The organism is Streptomyces diastatochromogenes, from assembly GCF_002242805.1.
GTDB lineage: Bacteria > Actinomycetota > Actinomycetes > Streptomycetales > Streptomycetaceae > Streptomyces > Streptomyces diastatochromogenes.
Genome location: NZ_MCGQ01000007.1, coordinates 261063 through 278884, shown reverse-complemented (window position 1 = coordinate 278884; position 17822 = coordinate 261063). Strand labels below are relative to the sequence as shown.

Sequence of the window (17822 nt, the reverse complement as noted above, 5' to 3'; positions counted from 1 at the left end):
GTACGCGAGGGGCGAATGTACGGGCGGGGAGCTGCCGGGGTCGCCCGAATTACCGGGATCCCATTTGTGCGCCAATGGATGGCTGTGGCACGGCGGGACCGCTATCGTGACGTTTCATCGGGCGTCCTTGCCGGGGGAGGGGACACGATGACACAGACGAATCGGGCCAGACCCGCGACACCGGCTCCATCGGCTCCCCGCGGCAGGCCCGAAGCGCGGCGGCTCAAGGACGCCCTGGTGTCCCTCGGCCCGTTCACGGCCGCGCTGGTCGCGTACAAGGGCCTTCTCGACTACGCGTTACCCGAGGACTGGTTCAGCGTCTCCTTCCTCAGGTACCTGTTCGCCGGAATCTGCGCCCTCTGTATCGGTCTCGGCCTGCGCCTGCTCGGCCAACTGCCCGCGACAAGAGCGGATACGGCGCAGCTCCCCGCACCGGCGCGCAGAACCGGCACACGGTCCGCCCGGCGGGTGATCGACGAGTCCGCGCGCGGGGTGCTGGGTGAGTACCGGGAAATGCGGCACGGTCAGGCGGAGTTGGCCGGGTGGTCGCAGTACCTGAACGACCATCACGTGCCGCCCACCGCGGTCGGCACCTCGTACGGGCTCCGGATGGTCAACGCGTTCGACATCAGGGATCCACGCATCAACCGGCGGCAGGTGCTCGACTCGCTCATCGCCCTGCAGAAGCCGGGCGGGGGCTGGGCGGCGAGCACCCAGCGGGACCGCGGCAGACCCGAGATCACCGCCTGGGTCCTGGCGGCGATGTTCCGCTGCGGCCTCGACGGCACGACGAAGACCGAACTGGTCCGGATCCTCGAAGCCATGCTCGACCCCGGCGAGGATCCGCTCGGTATGGACCGGACCAGCGTGCTGTCCGTCGCGATCTCCAGCCTGTCCGAAGTCGCTCCGACCTCCCCCAGGCTCTCCTGGCTCGCGCGACGCCTCGTCGACGGAGCGCACACGGACGAGGGCGCCGCGGCGGGCATGGCCTACTGGGGTGAAACGCTGCACAGTTCGGCCAGGTCGGCCGCGCACACGGCGCGTGCCGCCATCGCCCTGCACCGTGCGGCCGGTGTTCTCTCCGACGGAGAGATATTCGACAACGCCGCGCGCTCGGGCGTCAGATGGCTGTGCACCGCGGACCTCGATCTGCGGCTGACCGACGAACAGCTCCGCCGACCGGTCGGCGATGGCACAGTGGACGCATTGATGATCGGTCACTTCACCCCGGCCTGGGTGGCCCGGGCGCTGATGCTCACCATCGCACCGGAGTGTGAGGAGCGGCTGGAGGCGGCCGTGAGTGAGACTCTCGACAACTGCAAGGACGGTGCCTGGAGATGGCACGACGGCACGAGGCCGATCTGGATGACCTATCAGGGAACCGCGGTCGCGAGGGACTACGCGCTGAGGACGGCCGCATGGGCGTAGCGGGAACATCCGGTCGCTGTCTCACGGTCGCGAGCTGGAACCTGCACGAAGGGCTGCCGAGCGCGGGTGGGGCAGGCCCCTGCTCACCGGCGGCGATGGACGAGGTGGTGGGCCTTCTCACGGACAGGGGCGTCGGCATCGCGGCCTTCCAGGAGGTCGGATTCGACGATCGAGGGCGCTCCGAACTCCTGGAGTCCGTACGCCGGCGGACTCCGCTGCGGTACGTCGCGTCCTACCCGCTGCACGACTCCTCCTTCTTCCCCGGCCGTCTCAGCGGTGTGGCCGTGGCAAGCAGGTTCGAGGTGCGCACCCCCCGGCAGTACATGCTTCCCAACCCGCGGCTTCGGACCCGCCTCGACGGCAAGGAGATCCAGAGCCACGACAAGGGTCTGGTCTCCGTCGCCGTCCCTCTGTGGGGCACGACGGTCAACGTCACGTCGCTGCACGCCGTGCCGTTCTATCTGTTCGGACGCGACCCTGACGAAGCCGAGTTCAAGGAGATCTGGGACGCGCTCGCAGGCGAGCTGGGCCGCCGGGCCACCGGCCGTCTGTCGTTGGTGTGCGGCGACTTCAACACGGACAACCGGGGGCTGGTGCTGAGTTCCGACAGCCTGTCCCTGAACAGCTCGTTCGAAGGCCGGCCGACGTACCGGAACAAGTCGATCGACGACATCCTCCACGGACCGGGCTTCACCTTCGACGGGGCTGAACTGATCGACAACTTTTCCGACCACCGGGCATGCGTCGCCACCTTCCGGGTGGCCGCGGACGTTCTCCGGACGTTCTCCGAAGAACCCTGAGGGCGCGCACGCCCGGACTCGAGGACCGTGAGGTGTGTATGGGGGACCGTCTCGTGACCGCGCGGCGCATGATGGCCGAGGCTGTGGGAGGTGCCGCGCCCGAGCATCAGTTGATGGAGGCCGCACGAGGCCTGGTCGCCGAGCTGGGCGACCCGGACTTCCTGCCGGAGCTGATCACGGAGCTGGCTTCGGGAGCCGGCGAGACGGCTGGCTGCGCCGCCCGTTCGTACGGGCACGTGCTCGGCTTCCAGAAGCTGCTGCTGATCGACGACGGGCCCGGGCTGAAGCTGCGTGCCCATGTGTGGCAGCCGATCAGCGATTCCGCAGGCCGCGAGCAGGACATTCACAACCACCGGTCGCCGATCGCGTCCTGCGTCGTGCGAGGCCGGCTGAGCATGGAACTCTACGAGCCCTCGGCCGACGGCGGGATCGACATGGCCGAGTACCAGGAGTCGCTGTCGGCGCGTGATGCCGACTGGATGCTCGCGCCTCGCGGGCCGGCGCGTCTTCGTCTGGCGCAGACGGCGCACTACGCCAGGGGTGCCTCGTACGCGCTCGCGGCGCGTACCCTGCACCGGGCCTGGTGCGGCGCCGCGGAGGGCGCCGTCACTCTGCTTCTCGAGACGGGGAGCGAACGCCTCGCCCACACGGACGTGTACAGCCCCTCGACGACGCACGCCGCGCGGGTGCGCAAGGTGCCGCTCACCGAGGACGAGTACCTGACGGCACTGACCGCCTTGTCCGGCACACTCGGCCCGTAGGGCCCACGCGCAGTCGGCCGCGGTGGTGGAGGGCGTGGTTCACGCCGTCGGCAGGGGCTGCTCCGTCCAGACGGTCTTGCCGTCGCGGGTGTAGCGGGTGCCCCACCGCTCCGTGAGCTGCGCGACCAGGAAGAGCCCGCGTCCGCCCTCGTCCGTGCTGAGGGCTCGTCGGAGGTGGGGGGAGGTGTGGCTGGTGTCGGACACCTCGCAGATCAGGGAGTGCGTACGGATGAGACGCAGGGTGACGGGGCCGGCTGCGTACCGGTAGGCGTTGGTGACGAGCTCGCTGGCGACCAGCTCGGTGGTGAAGGCCAGTTCGGTCAGCGCCCATTCGGTCAGTTTCGCCGTGGTCAACTCCCTGGCGCGGGCGGCGGAGGTCGCTTCCAGGGGCAGCTGCCACGAGGCGACGTTCTGGGGCCGTAGCACCCGGGTACGGGCGATGAGCAGCGCGATGTCGTCGCTGGGGAGGTGGTCCTTGGGCAGCAGCGCTTCGACCACGGTGTGGCAGGTCTGGTCCAGCGGCTCCGTGGTGTGGGCGAGACATGCGCCCAGATGCTCCAGCGCGGCGTCTATGTCGCCGTTGCGTGCCTCCAGGAGGCCGTCCGTGTAGAGCGTGAGCAGACTGCCCTCGGGGAGGTCCAGATCGTACGTTTCGAAGGGCAGACCGCCCAGGCCCAGCGGTGGACCCGCGGGCAGATCGAGCACGGTCACCTCGCCGTCCGGGGTGGACACCATCGGTGCCGGGTGGCCGGCGCGTGCCAGGGAGCAGTGCTGGGAGACCGGATCGTAGACGGCGTAGAGGCAGGTGGCCCCGAGCACCTGCTCGATCGCCGACCGGTTGTCGTCGGCGTTCGCCTCCAGCTCGCTGGCCAGCAGACTGACCAGATCGTCCAGCCCCGTCATCACCTCGTCCGGCTCCAGGTCGAGGCTGGCCAGGGTGCGCGCGGCGGCGCGCAGACGGCCCATCGAGGCCGCGGCGTGGATCCCGTGGCCGACCACGTCGCCCACCACGAGGGCGACCCGGGCCCCCGACAACGGGATCACGTCGAACCAGTCACCGCCGATGCCCGGTTCACCGCTGGCCGGGAGGTATCGGCAGGCCACCTCCACGGCCGGCAGGTCGGACGCCGCGCTCGGCAGCAGACTGCGCTGAAGGGTCAGCGCGGCGCTCTGCTGCTGGGTGAAGCGGCGCGCGTTGTCGATGGAGACGGCCGCACGCGAGGAGAGCTCCTGGGCCACCGCTGCATCGCCGTCCTCGAAGGGTTCCGAATTGCGCGACCGCCACAGGCTCACCACGCCCAGTACCAGGCCGCGCGCAAGCAGGGGCACCGTGATCAGCGAATGAACGCCGAGACCCAGGGCGATCTCGATCCTCCGCCGGTCCATGGCGTACCACTCGGGGCGCAGGGACAGCCGCCCGTCGAGAATCGGGCGACGCTCGGCCAGGCACCGCGCCTGCGGGGATTCCGGAAGCACCGGGACCACGTCGCCCTCCTGGAACGGGACGCGGTGTTCCGGTGGTGACAGGGCGGCCCGGACCAGCGGACCTGCCGTACCGGGAACGGGTTCGTCACCGAGTGTCACGGGCTTGAGGAGGTCCACCGAGCAGTAGTCGGCCAGGCCGTGGACGGCCACCTCGGCCAGTTCCCGAGCGGTCTGTGTCACGTCCAGCGAGGTTCCGACCCGGGCGCTCGCCTCGTTCAGCAGGGCGAGCCTGCGTTGCGCCCGGTGACGGTCGGTCACGTCCTCGATCGTCTCGGCCACGCCGAGAACCCGGCCCGAGGGATCTTCCATCCGGAACGCCGAAACGGACACGATCCGTTCCCGGCCCGGATCGTGGCGTGCCCGGGCGGACTGCTCGGTGAAGATCAACGGCTCGCCGGTCTCCAGGACGTGCCGGACCCGTTCATCCGCCGGACCCGCGTCCTCGTCGACCATGAATTCGCGGGGGTGGTGGCCCACCGGGGCCTCGGCCGGGACGCCGCTCGCCTTTTCGACCGCACGGTTGACCCGGATCACCCTCCTGTCCGGGCCGTAGGTGACCAGACCGATCGGGGACCGGCGGTACAGGCCGTCCAGCAGCGCACGGTCCCGCTGCCAGGCGATGACCTCCGCGGCAGGAGCACCGACCAGGAGCCACTCCTGAGCGCCCCCCTCCCGTGTGACCGCACGGGCTCGGAAACCCATCTCCACACGGCGTCCGTCGTGGTGTCGGACGGGCAGGACGCCGAACCATCCTCCCGCCTTCATGGCGGTCACGACGACGGACCGTACGACAGGCAGGTCACGGGCGTCGACCAGGAGGTCCTGCCACGCCCGTCCGATCACTTCCTTGGCCGGATAGCCGAGCAACGCCTGCGCGCGTGCGCTCCAGCCGACCACGGTGCCTTGGTCGTCGAGCACGGCCGAGGCACCACGCCCGAGGGCGAACGGATCCTCGGGACTCTCGCTGAAATGCATCGACGGCGTCCCCATAGCCACCACCTGCCTCCGTGACTCCGATGTTCCTCTCCGCGGAGTCCGACCGCGACCGACACGATCAGCGGACCCGGGCTGGAGGGCGCCGTTCTGCCGGGTCGGGGATCAGGTTCTGCGTCCCACCGGGCGACGTCAGCCCCTGGCCTCGGCCACACCGATCGGGCAGGACACGCCGGTGCCGCCCAAGCCGCAGTAACCCGCCGGGTTCTTGTCCAGGTACTGCTGGTGGTACGCCTCGGCCGGGTAGAAGGTGCGGCCCTCGGCCGGGAGGATCTCCGTGGTGATCGTGCCGTGGCCGGAGTAGGTCAGGACCTTCTGGTAGGCGGCTCGGGAGGCCTCGGCCGTGGCGGCCTGCTCGGGGGTGTGGGTGTAGATCGCCGAGCGGTACTGGGTGCCCACGTCGTTGCCCTGGCGGAAGCCCTGGGTCGGGTCGTGGGACTCCCAGAAGGTCTTCAGGAGGCGGTCGTAGGAGATCAGCTTCGGGTCGTGGACCACGCGGACGACCTCCGTGTGGCCGGTCAGGCCCGAGCAGACCTCCTCGTACATGGGGTGCTCGGTGTAGCCGCCCTGGTAGCCGACCAGGGTGGTGTACACACCCGCCGGGAGCTGCCAGAACTTGCGTTCCGCGCCCCAGAAGCAGCCCAGGCCGAAGTCGGCGACCTCCAGGCCCGCGGGGTAGGGGCCGAGGAGCGGGGTGCCCAGGACGGTATGGCGCTCGGGGACCTGGAAGGCGGGCAGATCACGGCCCTTGAGTGCCTGCTCGGGGGTGGGCAGCTGGGGTGAGCGGCCGAAGAGCATGGGGTCTCCCTGTCGGTCTGGAAGGCGGAGGCCGGCCTGGCACGTGGTGCAACGGCCCGGGCCTCCGCCGCATTCCGGTCAGGCCTCCGCCGCCACCGCCCGCACCGTGTCGTTACGCACCTGGCAGTAGTAGGCGGCCGCGCCGTCGCCGCGGTAGCTCCACGGCAGCGCTTCCACATACCCGTCGACCAGCTTGAACTGCTCCAGCGCCGCCTCGTGCCGGTCCTGCAGGTGGAGGTAGAACGCCAGCAGGTGGCGCAGCTGTGCCAGGCCCGGGTGGGTGGGGTCCGCGGCCGCCGCGTCCGCGAGGCCCGCGTCGACCCTGGCCACCATCTCGGGTGTGTTGTCGGCCGCGGTGTCGGTCGACTCGTCGTGCTCGAAGTGCGCGATGAGCGGCAGCACTGTCAGCAGGCTGCCCAGCGGCGCCTCGGCGGCCGCACGCTCGGCGAAGTCGAACGCCAGCTGCCGCGAGCCCCGCCACTTCGCGCACCAGTACTGGAGGGCCGAGAAGTGGGCCCCGACGTGGTGCGGGTCGCGGGTCGTGATCTCCGCCCAGAGCTTGTCCATCTCGGCGTTCGCGTAGCCGAGACCGAGCGCCACCCAGATCTCCGCGACGTACGGCGTGGGGTCGTCGGGGTTGAGGGCGGCCGCCCGCGCGATCTCCTCGCGGGCGCCCACCAGCGTCCGGTGGAAGCCCTGGAACTGCTCCTGCGTCGTGTACTTGGCCTTCTTCGCACCCCGCAGCTCCCAGGCGAGGTACACCGTGCTCTGCGCCCTGACCACGGCCGCGTCCGGGTCCTCGGGGCGCGCGGCCTCCCAGGCCAGCAGCCACTCGTCGTCCTTGGCCGCGAGCGTGGCGAGGTGGCCGATGACCGTCGTCCGGCGGTCCCAGTCCCGGCCGATGGCGCGCAGCAGCTCGGCGGCGGGCTGCCAGTCGCCGCGGCGCACCGCGTCGAGGGCGGCCGCCCAGTCGGCGGGCAGCGGGGCGGGGTGGTCCGTGCTCTGCCGCTCGGCGGGCAGCAGCCCGAGCTTCTCGGCGGCCTGCGCGGCCTCGGTGCCGTCGTCGGGGCTCGGGTGGAAGAACTCCTTCAGGAACACCCCGGCGATCCACACCGCGAAGATCAGCGTGGGGACGGCCAGGACGGCCAGGATCCAGAGCAGGACGGTCATGGGAGGGTGCGGTCCGTTCGTCGAAGGGGTGGCGTCGAGGAGCCGAAGTGCCTGCCGGTCACGCGGGCTGGGTCGCCGCCGGCGGCAGCAGGGCACGCAGCGGTGCGGTGTCGGGGTGGTCGGCGAGCGCCGCGTCCACCGCCGCGTCGAGCGCGGCCTCGGGGCCGTCGTCCGGTGTGTTCTCCGACGTCCAGCCAGGCAGCCGGACGGCGGCCGCGCGGGACCAGGAGAACTCCCAGTGCAGCAGCGAACGGGCGCTGAACTCGGCCAGCACCATCGTCCGCAGCGAGTTGCGCAGCCGGGGCCGTACGAACTCGCGGAAGGCCCGGCCCTTCGCCGCGGCCGCCTCCTCGGACAGCGGCAGCCGCTCCGCCAGCCGCCACAGCCGGCCGTCGTCGATGACCTCCAGCAGCGCGGGCAGCGTCGCCGGCTGCCCGGTGTAGTCGGCGAGCGCCTGGTGCAGCGGGGTGCGCACGGAGGACATGCCCTCGGCCATGGAGGCCTCCAGCAGCTCCTGCCACTCGGCGGTGCGCCGGAAGGCGAGGACCTCGTCCGTCAGGACGGCGTCCTCCAGCGCGGCCAGGGTGCGCTGCGGGTCGGTGAGCAGGGCGAGGGCGGTGTCCTTGGCCTCCTCGGCGCGACCGTCGGCGGGCAGTGCCTCGATCCGGCGCACCCGCTCGGCGATCGGCGGATGGGAGTCGTACGGCGAGGCGGGCTCGGTCGGCAGGTCGGCCCGCAGCTCCGCCAACTCCCGTTCGCGGGCGGTCAGCAGCCGGCCGAAGCCGCCGAAGAACTCGCCGCGCGGGGGCAGCATCCGTACGGGCAGGCCCAGGGTGGCGTAGGAGTCGACGTAGAAGTCGTGGGAGGAGGCCAGGACGGGGATCTCGCGCAGCGCCGAGGCGGTCGCGTCGCGCCCGGCGATCCGGGCGGCGGCCAGGTCGGCGGCGTACTCCTGGGCGCGGCCCGTGGAGAGGGAGGCCCGCAGGTAGAGCTTGCCGTACGCGGTGTAGATCTTCGCCATCATCCGGTACGTCGCCCCGGTCCCGCCGGTGTCGACCCGCTTCGCCTTCTTGCCCTCCGCGACCCGCTTGGCGGAGGCCTTCTCCTGGCGGGCGCGTTCGGCGGCCACCTTGCCGTCGGCCTGGGCGTGGAACTGCCCGATGACCCGGGCGATCTGCGCCCGGCCGCGCACCACGAGCGCGGACAGCCGGGTGTCACCACCGGTGAAGTGGCCGTATTCGTGGGCGAGTACGGCGCGCAGCTGCGCCTCGGTCAGACCGGTCAGCAGTGGTACGCCGAGGTAGAGGCGGCGCGGGCCGGGGAGCAGGCCGAGCAGGCGGGACTCCTCGCTCACGGCCGCGTTGACGTCGGCGGTGAGCAGGATCCGGTCGGGGGCGCGGGTGCCGGTCGCCGCCGCGAGTTCCCGGACCAGCGCCCACAGCCGGGGCTCGTCGGCCTCGGTGACCGGGACACCGGCCCGCTCCTCGCCGCGGGGCGTGCGCAGCATGAACATGCCGCGTACGACGGGGATGGCGAGCACCACGGTGACGATGAAGAGCTTGACGGCGGCCGGGCCGTGCAGCCCCGAGCCGAACGCGGCGACGTCGACACCGGCCAGTGCCGCGAGCAGCAGCAGGCTCAGCAGATAGAAGCCGCACAGCAGGACGAGGGCGCGCAGCGCGCGCAGAGTTGCGCCCATCGGGCACTTCCCCCCACAGACCCAGAGACATGGACATGGCAAACACCGGTGCCGAAGGTGCTGCCGGTGAGTGTGGGGGGGACGCGGAGCACACCCGGAGCCGACTCAAGGCAAAGCAAGAGCAAACTCGGAGCATGCGGAGTATGCCCTACCGCAGGTCAGCAGGGCAATCCACCAGATCCGAGGCTCGGGGTGTCAGCCGGCCAGGGCCGCCGGGCTGCCGCCGTTCGCCTCGTAGCCCGCCACCGCCACCGCGCGGAAGACGGCGAACCCGGCGGCCGGGTCGGCGGACAGGGTCCAGGGCAGGGCCCCCACATGGCCGTCGACGTGGATCAGCTGGTCCATGGCCTCCGCCCAGCGCTCGGCGCGGACCAGGAAGAAGAGCAGCAGATGGCGGACGTGCGCGACCATCGGGTCGTCGGGGTGGGCCGAGTGCACCGCGTGCAGCGCACCGTGCATCGCCTTGGTGACGACCTCGCTCTGGTAGAAACTCGCGACCAGGTTCACCTCGGGGAGGTGCTCGAAGACCGCGAACAGCGGCAGCGCGGCGAGCAGCGAGCCCTCGGGGGCGCGGGCCGCAGCGGCCTCGGCGAACGCGTACGCCTGCTCGCGCGAGCCGTGCCACTTCTCGCACCAGTAGTGCAGCGCGGCCAGATGCGCGCCCATGTGGTGCGGGGCGCGGTCCAGGATGTTCAGCCACAGCTTCTCGAACTCGGGCTGCGGATAGGCGAGGCCGCGGGCGATCGACAGCTCGACGAGGTACGGCACCGGGTCCCCGGGGGCCAGCAGCGCCGCCTGCCCGCAGGCCTGCCTGGCCTCCTCCATGATGATGCGGAAGTCGTCCGTGCCCGGCGTCGACGTCCGCCACGCCTGCTGCACCAGGAACTCGGCGTGCACCGCCGCGCCGCCCGCGTCCTTGGGCTGCTCCGCCCGCCACACCCTGAGCCACTGTCCGCCCGGCGTCTCGTGCACCCCGCCCGGCCGCTGCTGCAGTTCGAGGGCCGCCGCACCGGCGAAGGCCTGCACCCGCTGCCAGCGCTCCTCGCCCTCGGCCTCGGTGCCGGCCAGCAGTTGGGCCGCCGCGCGGTAGTCCTGCGTGCGCTGCACCAGCTCCAGGACGTCCAGCAGGTCCTGGTCGGGGCCGGGCATCCGCACGTCCAGCTCCTCCTGGCGCACGAAGCCGTAGTCCGCCGGGTCGGCGGCGTCCGGGTGGCCCGGGGGCACCAGCCCGATCGCCCCGCGCCTGCGCCGGACGATCGGGAGCAGCACGAAGCTCAGCATGACCAGCGCCATGAGCAGCCAGAGAATCGACATGACTCCAGCGAACCAGACGCCACCGACAAAAGGCGAACCCCGCCCGCCGGACCTGTGGAAAACCTCGATGGCCGCGTGCGGACGCCAGCATCCGGTCAGGCGCACTACGCTCGGTGGACATGAGCGACAGGCACATCAGTCAGCACTTCGAGACTCTCGCGATCCACGCGGGCAACACCGCGGATCCCCTCACCGGCGCGGTCGTCCCGCCGATCTACCAGGTCTCGACCTACAAGCAGGACGGCGTCGGCGGCCTGCGCGGTGGCTACGAGTACAGCCGTAGCGCCAACCCGACCAGGACGGCCCTGGAGGAGAACCTCGCCGCGCTGGAGGGCGGCCGCCGCGGCCTCGCGTTCGCGTCCGGCCTGGCGGCCGAGGACACCCTGCTGCGCACGCTGCTCAGCCCCGGCGACCACGTGGTGATCCCGAACGACGCCTACGGCGGAACCTTCCGCCTCTTCGCCAAGGTCGTCAGCCGCTGGGGCGTCGAGTGGTCCGTCGCCGACACCAGCGACCCGGCCTCCGTGCGGGCCGCGATCACCCCGAAGACCAAGGCCGTGTGGGTGGAGACCCCCTCCAACCCGCTGCTCGGCATCACCGACATCGCGATCGTCGCCCAGATCGCCCACGACGCGGGTGCCCGGCTCGTCGTCGACAACACCTTCGCCACGCCCTACCTCCAGCAGCCGCTGTCGCTCGGCGCGGACGTCGTCGTGCACTCCCTGACCAAGTACATGGGCGGCCACTCGGACGTGGTCGGCGGTGCGCTGATCGTCTCCGACCAGGCGCTGGGCGAGGAACTGGCCTACCACCAGAACGCGATGGGCGCCGTCGCCGGCCCCTTCGACTCCTGGCTGGTGCTGCGCGGCACCAAGACCCTCGCGGTACGCATGGACCGGCACAGCGAGAACGCCACGCGCATCGCCGAGATGCTGACCCGGCACCCGCGGGTGACCCGCGTCCTGTACCCGGGCCTGCCCGAGCACCCCGGCCACGAGGTCGCCGCCAAGCAGATGAAGGCGTTCGGCGGGATGGTGTCCTTCCAGGTCGAGGGTGGCGAGGAGGCCGCCGTCGAGGTGTGCAACCGCGCCGAGGTGTTCACCCTCGGCGAGTCCCTCGGCGGCGTCGAGTCGCTGATCGAGCACCCCGGCCGGATGACGCACGCCTCCGCGGCCGGCTCCGCCCTGGAGGTCCCCGCCGACCTGGTGCGCCTGTCCGTCGGCATCGAGAACGTCGACGACCTGCTGGAGGACCTGCAGCAGGCCCTCGGCTAGCCGCGGCTCACCAGCCGGTGATCGGTGGAGTCGTCTGCGAGGGCGGCTCCACCCAGGGACGGGCCGTCACCGCCCAGACGGTGAACGCCACCGCCGCGGCGCACAGGAGCAGCCACCACAGGCGCCGGGCGAGTCGCCGACGGCGCAGCATGCGGTCGCCGCGGCGGACGGCCTCGCCGTACAGGTCCGGCGGCACGGGGGCCGGGGCCCGCTCCAGGATCCGCCGTACGGCGGCCTCGCGCTGGGGACGGTTCACCGTGGCCTCCCGGCCGGCCGGGAGGCCCAGGACGGCACCGCCCTCGTGCCCACCGCGCGCGGGGTGGTCGCGGGCGCCGGATGCAGCACGGTGGCCGTGGCCCGGTCGCAGATCGAGTGCACCCGCTCGACGGGCAGCCCGAGCAGGGCCGCCGCCTGTTCCTCGGCGACTCCCTCGTACATCCGCAGCACCAGGATCAGCCGCTCCTGCGGGCTCAGGGCCGCGAGCGGGCTGCGCGGATCCGGCCGGGCGCGGCCGACGGCGCCGTAGTGGTGCCACGCCCCGTGCTGGAACCGGGTGGCGAGGTACTGGCGGGCGCACTCGTAGGGGTCCTCGCCGTGCAGCCGGTCCCAGCCGGCGTAGGTGTGGGCGAGCGCCAGCGTCAGCAGGCGCCGCGCGCGCGGGTTGGCGTCCGGCGCCTCCGCGGTGAGCAGCGTGGCGGTGTGCAGCAGCCGCCCGGCCGCGCCCGCGACGAACGCCTCGAACTCCCGGGCCCGGCGGGCAGCACGGGATGCCTGCCGATCACGCACCGCGCCTCCCCCCTGAGGAGGTCCTGTCCGGTACGGGACAGGCGAACCGCGCACGACGCAGGACCCGGTCTCATATGAGGCCAGCGGCGGCCCAAGGTCAAGACTCGGGACCGCACCAGTGCGGTCGGCCTCAGGCCGTCGACGGCTGCTCCGAGGACGGCACCTGGATCGCCATCCGCGAGGAGAGCGCGGTGTTGAAGCGCGTGAGGAGCGTGCAGAACTGCTCGCGCTCCTCCGGCGCCCAGTCGTGTGTCAGCTCGGCCATCAACTGACGCCTCGACGACCGGACTTCCTCCAGTCGCGAGGACCCCCGCGGGGACAGCTGGAGCACCACCGCCCGCCCGTCCTCCGGGTGCGAGGTGCGCTTGACGAGCCCGGTGTCGACCAGCGGGGCCACCTGCCGGGTGACCGTGGAGGAGTCGATCCCCATGCTCGCGGCGAGCGCCTTGACGCCCATCGGGCCTTCCTTGTCGAGGCGGTTGAGCAGCAGGTACGCGGCGCGGTCCATGGAGTTGCGCACCTGTCCGACGCCGCCGAGCCGGGTCTGTTCGGCACGGCGGGCGAACACCGCCACCTCGTGCTGGAGGGTGTCGAGAAGACCGGTGTCACCGACGGTCGTCATGTCCATCGACATTTCAGGTGTTGTGGGCATGGCCGGAGGCTCGCTTCATGAAGGGCTGCTGGGTTGGGGGACAGGGTACGCGGCCCGGGGGCGGGCCGTACCAGCGCTGACCAAACCGGTCTCGGAGCTTGGTCACACCCGCCGTGTGCGACCGTGAACTGCGAGACTTGAGTCATGAGCTACGGCCCGACTGACTCCTTGCGCTCCGTCACCCTCGACGATGTGCGCGGAGCCCAGAAGATGCTCTCCGGTGTGGCACGCGTGACGGCGATGGAGGGCAGCAGGCACCTGTCCCAGCTGGTCGGCGCGCCGGTGCACTTCAAGTGCGAGAACCTGCAGCGGACCGGCTCGTTCAAGCTGCGCGGCGCTTATGTCCGGATCGCCGGGCTGCTGCCGGAGGAACGTGCCGCCGGGGTGGTGGCCGCGAGCGCCGGTAACCACGCGCAGGGGGTGGCGCTCGCCTCCGCGCTGCTCGGTGTGCACGCCACCGTGTTCATGCCGCAGGGCGCCCCGCTGCCGAAGATCAGCGCGACCCGGGACTACGGCGCCGAGGTGCGCCTGCACGGCCAGGTGGTCGACGAGACGCTGGCCGCCGCCCAGGAGTACGCGGAGCAGACGGGCGCGGTGTTCATCCACCCCTTCGACCACCCGGACGTCATCGCTGGTCAGGGCACGGTCGGCCTGGAGATCCTGGAGCAGTGCCCGGAGGTGCGCACGATCGTCGTCGGCGTCGGCGGCGGCGGGCTGGCGGCCGGCATCGCGGTCGCGGTGAAGGCGCTGCGGCCGGACGTGCGGATCGTCGGGGTGCAGGCGGAGGGCGCCGCGGCCTACCCGCCCTCGCTCGCGGCCGGCCGTCCCGTGTCGGTGCGGAACCCGGCGACGATGGCCGACGGCATCAGGGTGGGGCGGCCGGGCCTCGTGCCGTTCGAGATCGTCGAGGAGCTGGTGGACGAGGTCCGCACGGTGAGCGAGGACCAGCTGTCGGCCGCGCTGCTGCTGTGCCTGGAGCGGGCCAAGCTGGTCGTGGAACCGGCCGGGGCGAGCCCGGTCGCGGCCCTGCTCGGCGAGCCCGGGGCCTTCCCCGGCCCGGTCGTCGCCGTCCTCTCCGGCGGCAACGTCGACCCGGTCCTGCTGCAGCGGGTGCTGCGCCACGGCATGGCCGCGCAGGGCCGCTACCTGGCCGTTCGGCTGCGGCTGACCGACCGTCCGGGCGCCCTCGCCACGCTCCTCGGGGTGTTGTCAGTGGTCGACGCTAACGTCCTCGACGTGAGCCATGTACGAACCGATCCCCGGCTCGGGCTCACGGAGGCGGAGGTGGAGCTGCACCTCGAGACGAAGGGACCGGCGCACTGCGCCGAGGTCGGCCAGGCCCTGCGCGAGGCGGGCTACACGGTCATCGACTGAGGCCGGCCCAGGCCCGAAGCGGTGGTGTCACTCGTTCGGGGAAAACCATTGAGAGACGCGATACATCGCGTTATGGTGTGTCGCGTGGCTGCCGGTACGCCGATCCGTCGGCCGTCTGTCCGCCGGTTCGCGCGCGGAAAGCCCCTGGTGGAAAACAACAGGCGGCGCCGAGCGGACAAACCTACGCTTTTCCGCAACCCCCCACCCTGTCCCGAACGATCCCCGATGACGTGGAGACTCATATGCCAGGCGCCATCTATGCCGAAGGTCTGGTGAAGACCTTCGGCGACGTAAGGGCACTGGACGGCGTCGACCTCGATGTCCCCGAGGGCACGGTCCTCGGCCTGCTCGGGCCGAACGGCGCCGGCAAGACGACGACGGTCCGGTGCCTGACCACACTGCTGCGCCCCGACAGCGGCCGGGCGGTCGTCGCGGGTGTGGACGTCCTCAAGCACCCCGACACGGTCCGCCGCTCCATCGGCCTGTCCGGCCAGTTCGCGGCGGTCGACGAGTACCTGACCGGCCGGGAGAACCTGCAGATGGTGGGGCAGCTCTACCAGATGAGGGCCAGGGCGGCCCGGCAGCGCGCGGCCGAACTGCTCGAGCAGTTCCACCTCGCGGACGCGGCCGACCGCCCCGCCAAGACGTACTCCGGAGGCATGCGCCGCCGGCTCGACCTGGCCGCCGCCCTCGTGGTCTCACCGCCCGTGATGTTCATGGACGAGCCGACCACCGGCCTCGACCCGCGCAACCGCCAGCAGCTGTGGGAGGTCATCAAACAGCTCGTCTCCGGCGGTACGACGCTGCTGCTGACCACGCAGTACCTGGAAGAGGCCGACCATCTCGCCCATGACATCGCGGTCGTCGACCACGGCCGGGTCATCGCCAAGGGCACCTCCGACCAGCTCAAGGCCCGCACCGGCGGCGAGCGCGTCGAGGTCGTGGTGCACGAGCGCGAGCACATACAGACCGCCGTCGAGGTCCTGCGGGGCTTCGGCAAGGGCGAGACGACGGTCGAGGAGCACACCCGCAAGCTCACCGTCCCCGTCACCGGCGGCGCCAAGCTGCTCGCCGAGGTCATCCGGGAGCTGGACACCCGCGGGATCGAGATGGACGACATCGGGCTGCGCCGCCCGACCCTCGACGACGTCTTCCTGTCCCTGACCGGACACATGGCCGAGGCCGCCGACCAGGACCGGGCGAACGGCAAGGAGGCCGTGAAGAAATGAGTGCCGTCACCGACACCGTCCGCATCGCGGCACCCGGCAACCCCATCGGCCGGTCCATCCGCGACTCGCTGATCGTCGCGAAACGCAACCTGATCCGGATGTCCCGGATCCCGGAAATGGTGATCTTCGGGCTGATACAGCCGATCATGTTCGTGGTGCTGTTCACCTACGTGTTCGGCGGCTCGATCCAGGTCGGCTCCTCCACCTCCACCCAGGCCTACCGCGAGTTCCTGATGGCCGGCATCTTCGCCCAGACCGTCACGTTCGCCACGGCGGGCGCGGGTGCGGGCATCGCCGACGACATGCACAAGGGGCTCATCGACCGCTTCCGCTCCCTGCCGATGGCGCGTGGTGCGGTGCTGACCGGACGCACCATCGCCGACCTGGTGCAGACGTCACTCACCCTTGTCGTCCTGGCGGTCGTCGCCCTGGTCGTCGGCTGGCGCACGCACGAGAACGTCGGCAAGGTGCTCGCCGGATTCTGCCTGCTTCTGCTGCTCGGGTACGCGTTCTCGTGGATCGGCGCGCTCATCGGCCTGTCCGTGCGCACTCCTGAAGCGGCGACCTCGGGCGGCCTGATCTGGCTGTTTCCGCTGACGTTCATCTCGAACGCGTTCGTGGACGCGAACCAGATGCCGTCCTTCCTGCGGCACATCGCGGAGTGGAACCCGTTCAGCGCCACCGTGCAGGCGAGCCGTGAGCTGTTCGGCAACCTTCCCCCGGGCTTCCAGGCGTCCGACGCCTGGCCCATGCAGCACCCGGTGTGGGCCTCGCTGATCTGGTCGGTCGTGATCATCCTGGTCTTCCGTACGCTGGCGGTCCGCAAGTACCGCCGGGCGGCCGGCTGACGGATCCGCCGTCGCTCGCGGCGACGGCGGATCCCGCACGCGGTTCAGCGGCACAGGGCGGTGTCCACGACACCGTCCATCCGCTCCTTGGTCGCCTGGCTCGGCTGCATGGTCACGGCGACGTCGGCCGCGCGGCCGTCCTCGGTGGCGCCGCCCCGGGTCTCGTATCCCGTCATGCTGCCGCCGTGGCCCCAGTACACACCGCCGCACGACAGCGGTGTGCTGACGAGTCCCAGCCCGTAACGGGCACCGGCGGGAAAGGGGTAACCGGCCGGGACGGTGGTGCGCATCTGGTCGAGCTGGGCCTTAGGGAGAAGGCGGCCGGCCAACAGCGCGGTGAAGAACCGGTTCAGGTCGGAGCCGGTGGACACCATCTGGCCCGCGGCCCAGGCCCAGGAAGGGTCCCATTCCGTGGCGTCGACCAGGGGCGCGCCTGCCGAATCCTGGTAGTAACCCCTGGGATGGCGCTCCCGGATCGTCACCTCTCCCGGGGCGGGGAAGTAGGTGTGGCGCAGGCCGATGCGCCGGATGACGCGCCGGTCGATCTCCTCGGCGAGGGGACGGCCGGTGACGTTCTGCACGATCAGGCCCGCCACCAGGTAGTTCGTGTTGCTGTAGGCCCATTTCGTGCCGGGGGCGAAGTCGGCCTCGTGCTGCAGAGCGAGGTCGAGGAGTTCGCGGGGGTCGTAGTAGCGGATGTCGTCGCTGAGGTACTTGCTGTAGTTGGGAAGTCCGCTGGTGTGCTGGAGCAGTTGGCGGACGGTGATGTGGCGTCCGTCGATCCCGTCCCCGCGGAGGAGACCGGGCAGATAGGTGTCGACCGGGGCATCGAGGCCGATCCTGCCTTCACCGACCAGTTGCAGGACGACCACCGCCGTGAACGTCTTGGTGTTGCTGCCGATGCGCACCTGACCGTCCCGGGGCACCTTCGTACCGGTGGCCAGGTCGCCGACCCCTGCGGTGTAGGTGCGGGTACGGCTGTCACGGTCTTGGACGCTCGCCAGCGCGGCGGGCACGCCGTCTGTGCGCACCAGCGCGTTCAGGTCCTTCTGGATGGTGTGCGGCCTGGCGGCGGCAGACGCCGCGGGCGGGGCCAGGGCGCCCATCGTCATGACGCCGACGGCCACCGCGGCCGCGGCCGGCACGGCTCTGCGCCGGCCACTCCGCCGCCCGGACGAACGAAACCTCTGCCATGCCTGCTCACGCACGAG

General features: G+C 71.4%; 16 protein-coding genes. 7 read left to right on the top strand and 9 right to left on the bottom strand.

The window, feature by feature from the left end; translation table 11 throughout:
• Window positions 1–147 precede the first annotated feature (147 nt).
• The 3 genes from BEK98_RS05795 to BEK98_RS05785 are packed head-to-tail and all read left to right on the top strand — an operon-like array spanning window position 148 to window position 2989.
• Window positions 148–1428, top strand: coding sequence for a hypothetical protein (locus BEK98_RS05795; RefSeq protein ID WP_143684078.1), 1281 nt, complete (start codon window positions 148–150; stop codon window positions 1426–1428).
• Window positions 1419–2228: an endonuclease/exonuclease/phosphatase family protein gene (locus BEK98_RS05790; protein WP_167444094.1), complete on the top strand. Its 810-nt coding sequence runs from the start codon at window positions 1419–1421 to the stop codon at window positions 2226–2228. Before BEK98_RS05795 ends, BEK98_RS05790 begins: the two co-directional genes overlap by 10 nt.
• 38 nt (window positions 2229–2266) lie before the next feature.
• On the top strand, window positions 2267–2989 hold the full coding sequence (locus BEK98_RS05785; RefSeq protein ID WP_094215291.1) for a hypothetical protein: 723 nt from the start codon (window positions 2267–2269) through the stop codon (window positions 2987–2989).
• A 39-nt stretch (window positions 2990–3028) separates the two neighbouring features.
• On the opposite strand, the gene BEK98_RS05780 is transcribed toward BEK98_RS05785, so the two are convergent.
• From BEK98_RS05780 to BEK98_RS05760, 5 genes are all read right to left on the bottom strand, one after another.
• Window positions 3029–5449, bottom strand: a complete 2421-nt coding sequence (locus tag BEK98_RS05780; protein WP_244201758.1) for a SpoIIE family protein phosphatase — start codon at window positions 5447–5449, stop codon at window positions 3029–3031.
• Between the two features lie 150 nt (window positions 5450–5599).
• Window positions 5600–6265: a peptide-methionine (S)-S-oxide reductase MsrA gene (msrA, locus tag BEK98_RS05775; protein ID WP_094215289.1), complete on the bottom strand. Its 666-nt coding sequence runs from the start codon at window positions 6263–6265 to the stop codon at window positions 5600–5602.
• A 78-nt stretch (window positions 6266–6343) separates the two neighbouring features.
• Window positions 6344–7435 (bottom strand): hypothetical protein, encoded by a 1092-nt coding sequence (locus tag BEK98_RS05770; protein ID WP_094215288.1) that lies wholly within the window; start codon window positions 7433–7435, stop codon window positions 6344–6346.
• Window positions 7436–7493: 58 nt separating this feature from the next.
• Window positions 7494–9134: a M48 family metallopeptidase gene (locus BEK98_RS05765; RefSeq protein WP_094215287.1), complete on the bottom strand. Its 1641-nt coding sequence runs from the start codon at window positions 9132–9134 to the stop codon at window positions 7494–7496.
• A gap of 195 nt (window positions 9135–9329) precedes the next feature.
• The gene (locus tag BEK98_RS05760) at window positions 9330–10448 is read right to left on the bottom strand and encodes a hypothetical protein (protein ID WP_094215286.1); all 1119 of its coding nucleotides are present in this window, start codon (window positions 10446–10448) and stop codon (window positions 9330–9332) included.
• Between the two features lie 119 nt (window positions 10449–10567).
• Between BEK98_RS05760 and BEK98_RS05755 the strand changes: the two genes are divergently transcribed.
• Window positions 10568–11722, top strand: coding sequence for a cystathionine gamma-synthase (locus tag BEK98_RS05755; RefSeq protein ID WP_094215730.1), 1155 nt, complete (start codon window positions 10568–10570; stop codon window positions 11720–11722).
• Window positions 11723–11729: 7 nt separating this feature from the next.
• Here the strand turns inward: BEK98_RS05755 and BEK98_RS05750 are convergent, their stop codons facing one another.
• The 3 genes from BEK98_RS05750 to BEK98_RS05740 form a co-directional block, all read right to left on the bottom strand.
• On the bottom strand, window positions 11730–11978 hold the full coding sequence (locus BEK98_RS05750) for a hypothetical protein (RefSeq protein ID WP_094215285.1): 249 nt from the start codon (window positions 11976–11978) through the stop codon (window positions 11730–11732).
• A complete protein-coding gene (locus BEK98_RS05745; protein ID WP_094215284.1) occupies window positions 11975–12508 on the bottom strand; it encodes a sigma factor-like helix-turn-helix DNA-binding protein in 534 nt (177 codons plus the stop codon). The genes BEK98_RS05750 and BEK98_RS05745 overlap by 4 nt, the downstream gene beginning before the upstream one ends.
• Before the next feature lie 130 nt (window positions 12509–12638).
• Window positions 12639–13142 (bottom strand): MarR family winged helix-turn-helix transcriptional regulator, encoded by a 504-nt coding sequence (locus BEK98_RS05740; protein WP_208643048.1) that lies wholly within the window; start codon window positions 13140–13142, stop codon window positions 12639–12641.
• A gap of 162 nt (window positions 13143–13304) precedes the next feature.
• On the opposite strand from BEK98_RS05740, the gene ilvA reads away from it, so the two are divergent.
• The 3 genes from ilvA to BEK98_RS05725 all read left to right on the top strand — a co-directional run bounded on the left by ilvA (window position 13305) and on the right by BEK98_RS05725 (window position 16611).
• On the top strand, window positions 13305–14534 hold the full coding sequence (gene ilvA / locus BEK98_RS05735) for a threonine ammonia-lyase (protein ID WP_094215283.1): 1230 nt from the start codon (window positions 13305–13307) through the stop codon (window positions 14532–14534).
• 242 nt (window positions 14535–14776) lie between these two features.
• Entirely contained in the window at window positions 14777–15763 is a 987-nt protein-coding gene (locus tag BEK98_RS05730) for an ATP-binding cassette domain-containing protein (RefSeq protein WP_094215282.1), read from the top strand.
• Window positions 15760–16611 carry an ABC transporter permease gene (locus tag BEK98_RS05725; protein WP_094215281.1) on the top strand — a complete coding sequence of 284 codons (852 nt, stop codon included), beginning with the start codon at window positions 15760–15762 and terminating at the stop codon, window positions 16609–16611. Before BEK98_RS05730 ends, BEK98_RS05725 begins: the two co-directional genes overlap by 4 nt.
• Before the next feature lie 44 nt (window positions 16612–16655).
• On the opposite strand, the gene BEK98_RS05720 is transcribed toward BEK98_RS05725, so the two are convergent.
• Window positions 16656–17756 carry a serine hydrolase domain-containing protein gene (locus tag BEK98_RS05720; RefSeq protein WP_208643047.1) on the bottom strand — a complete coding sequence of 367 codons (1101 nt, stop codon included), beginning with the start codon at window positions 17754–17756 and terminating at the stop codon, window positions 16656–16658.
• Window positions 17757–17822 lie beyond the last annotated feature (66 nt).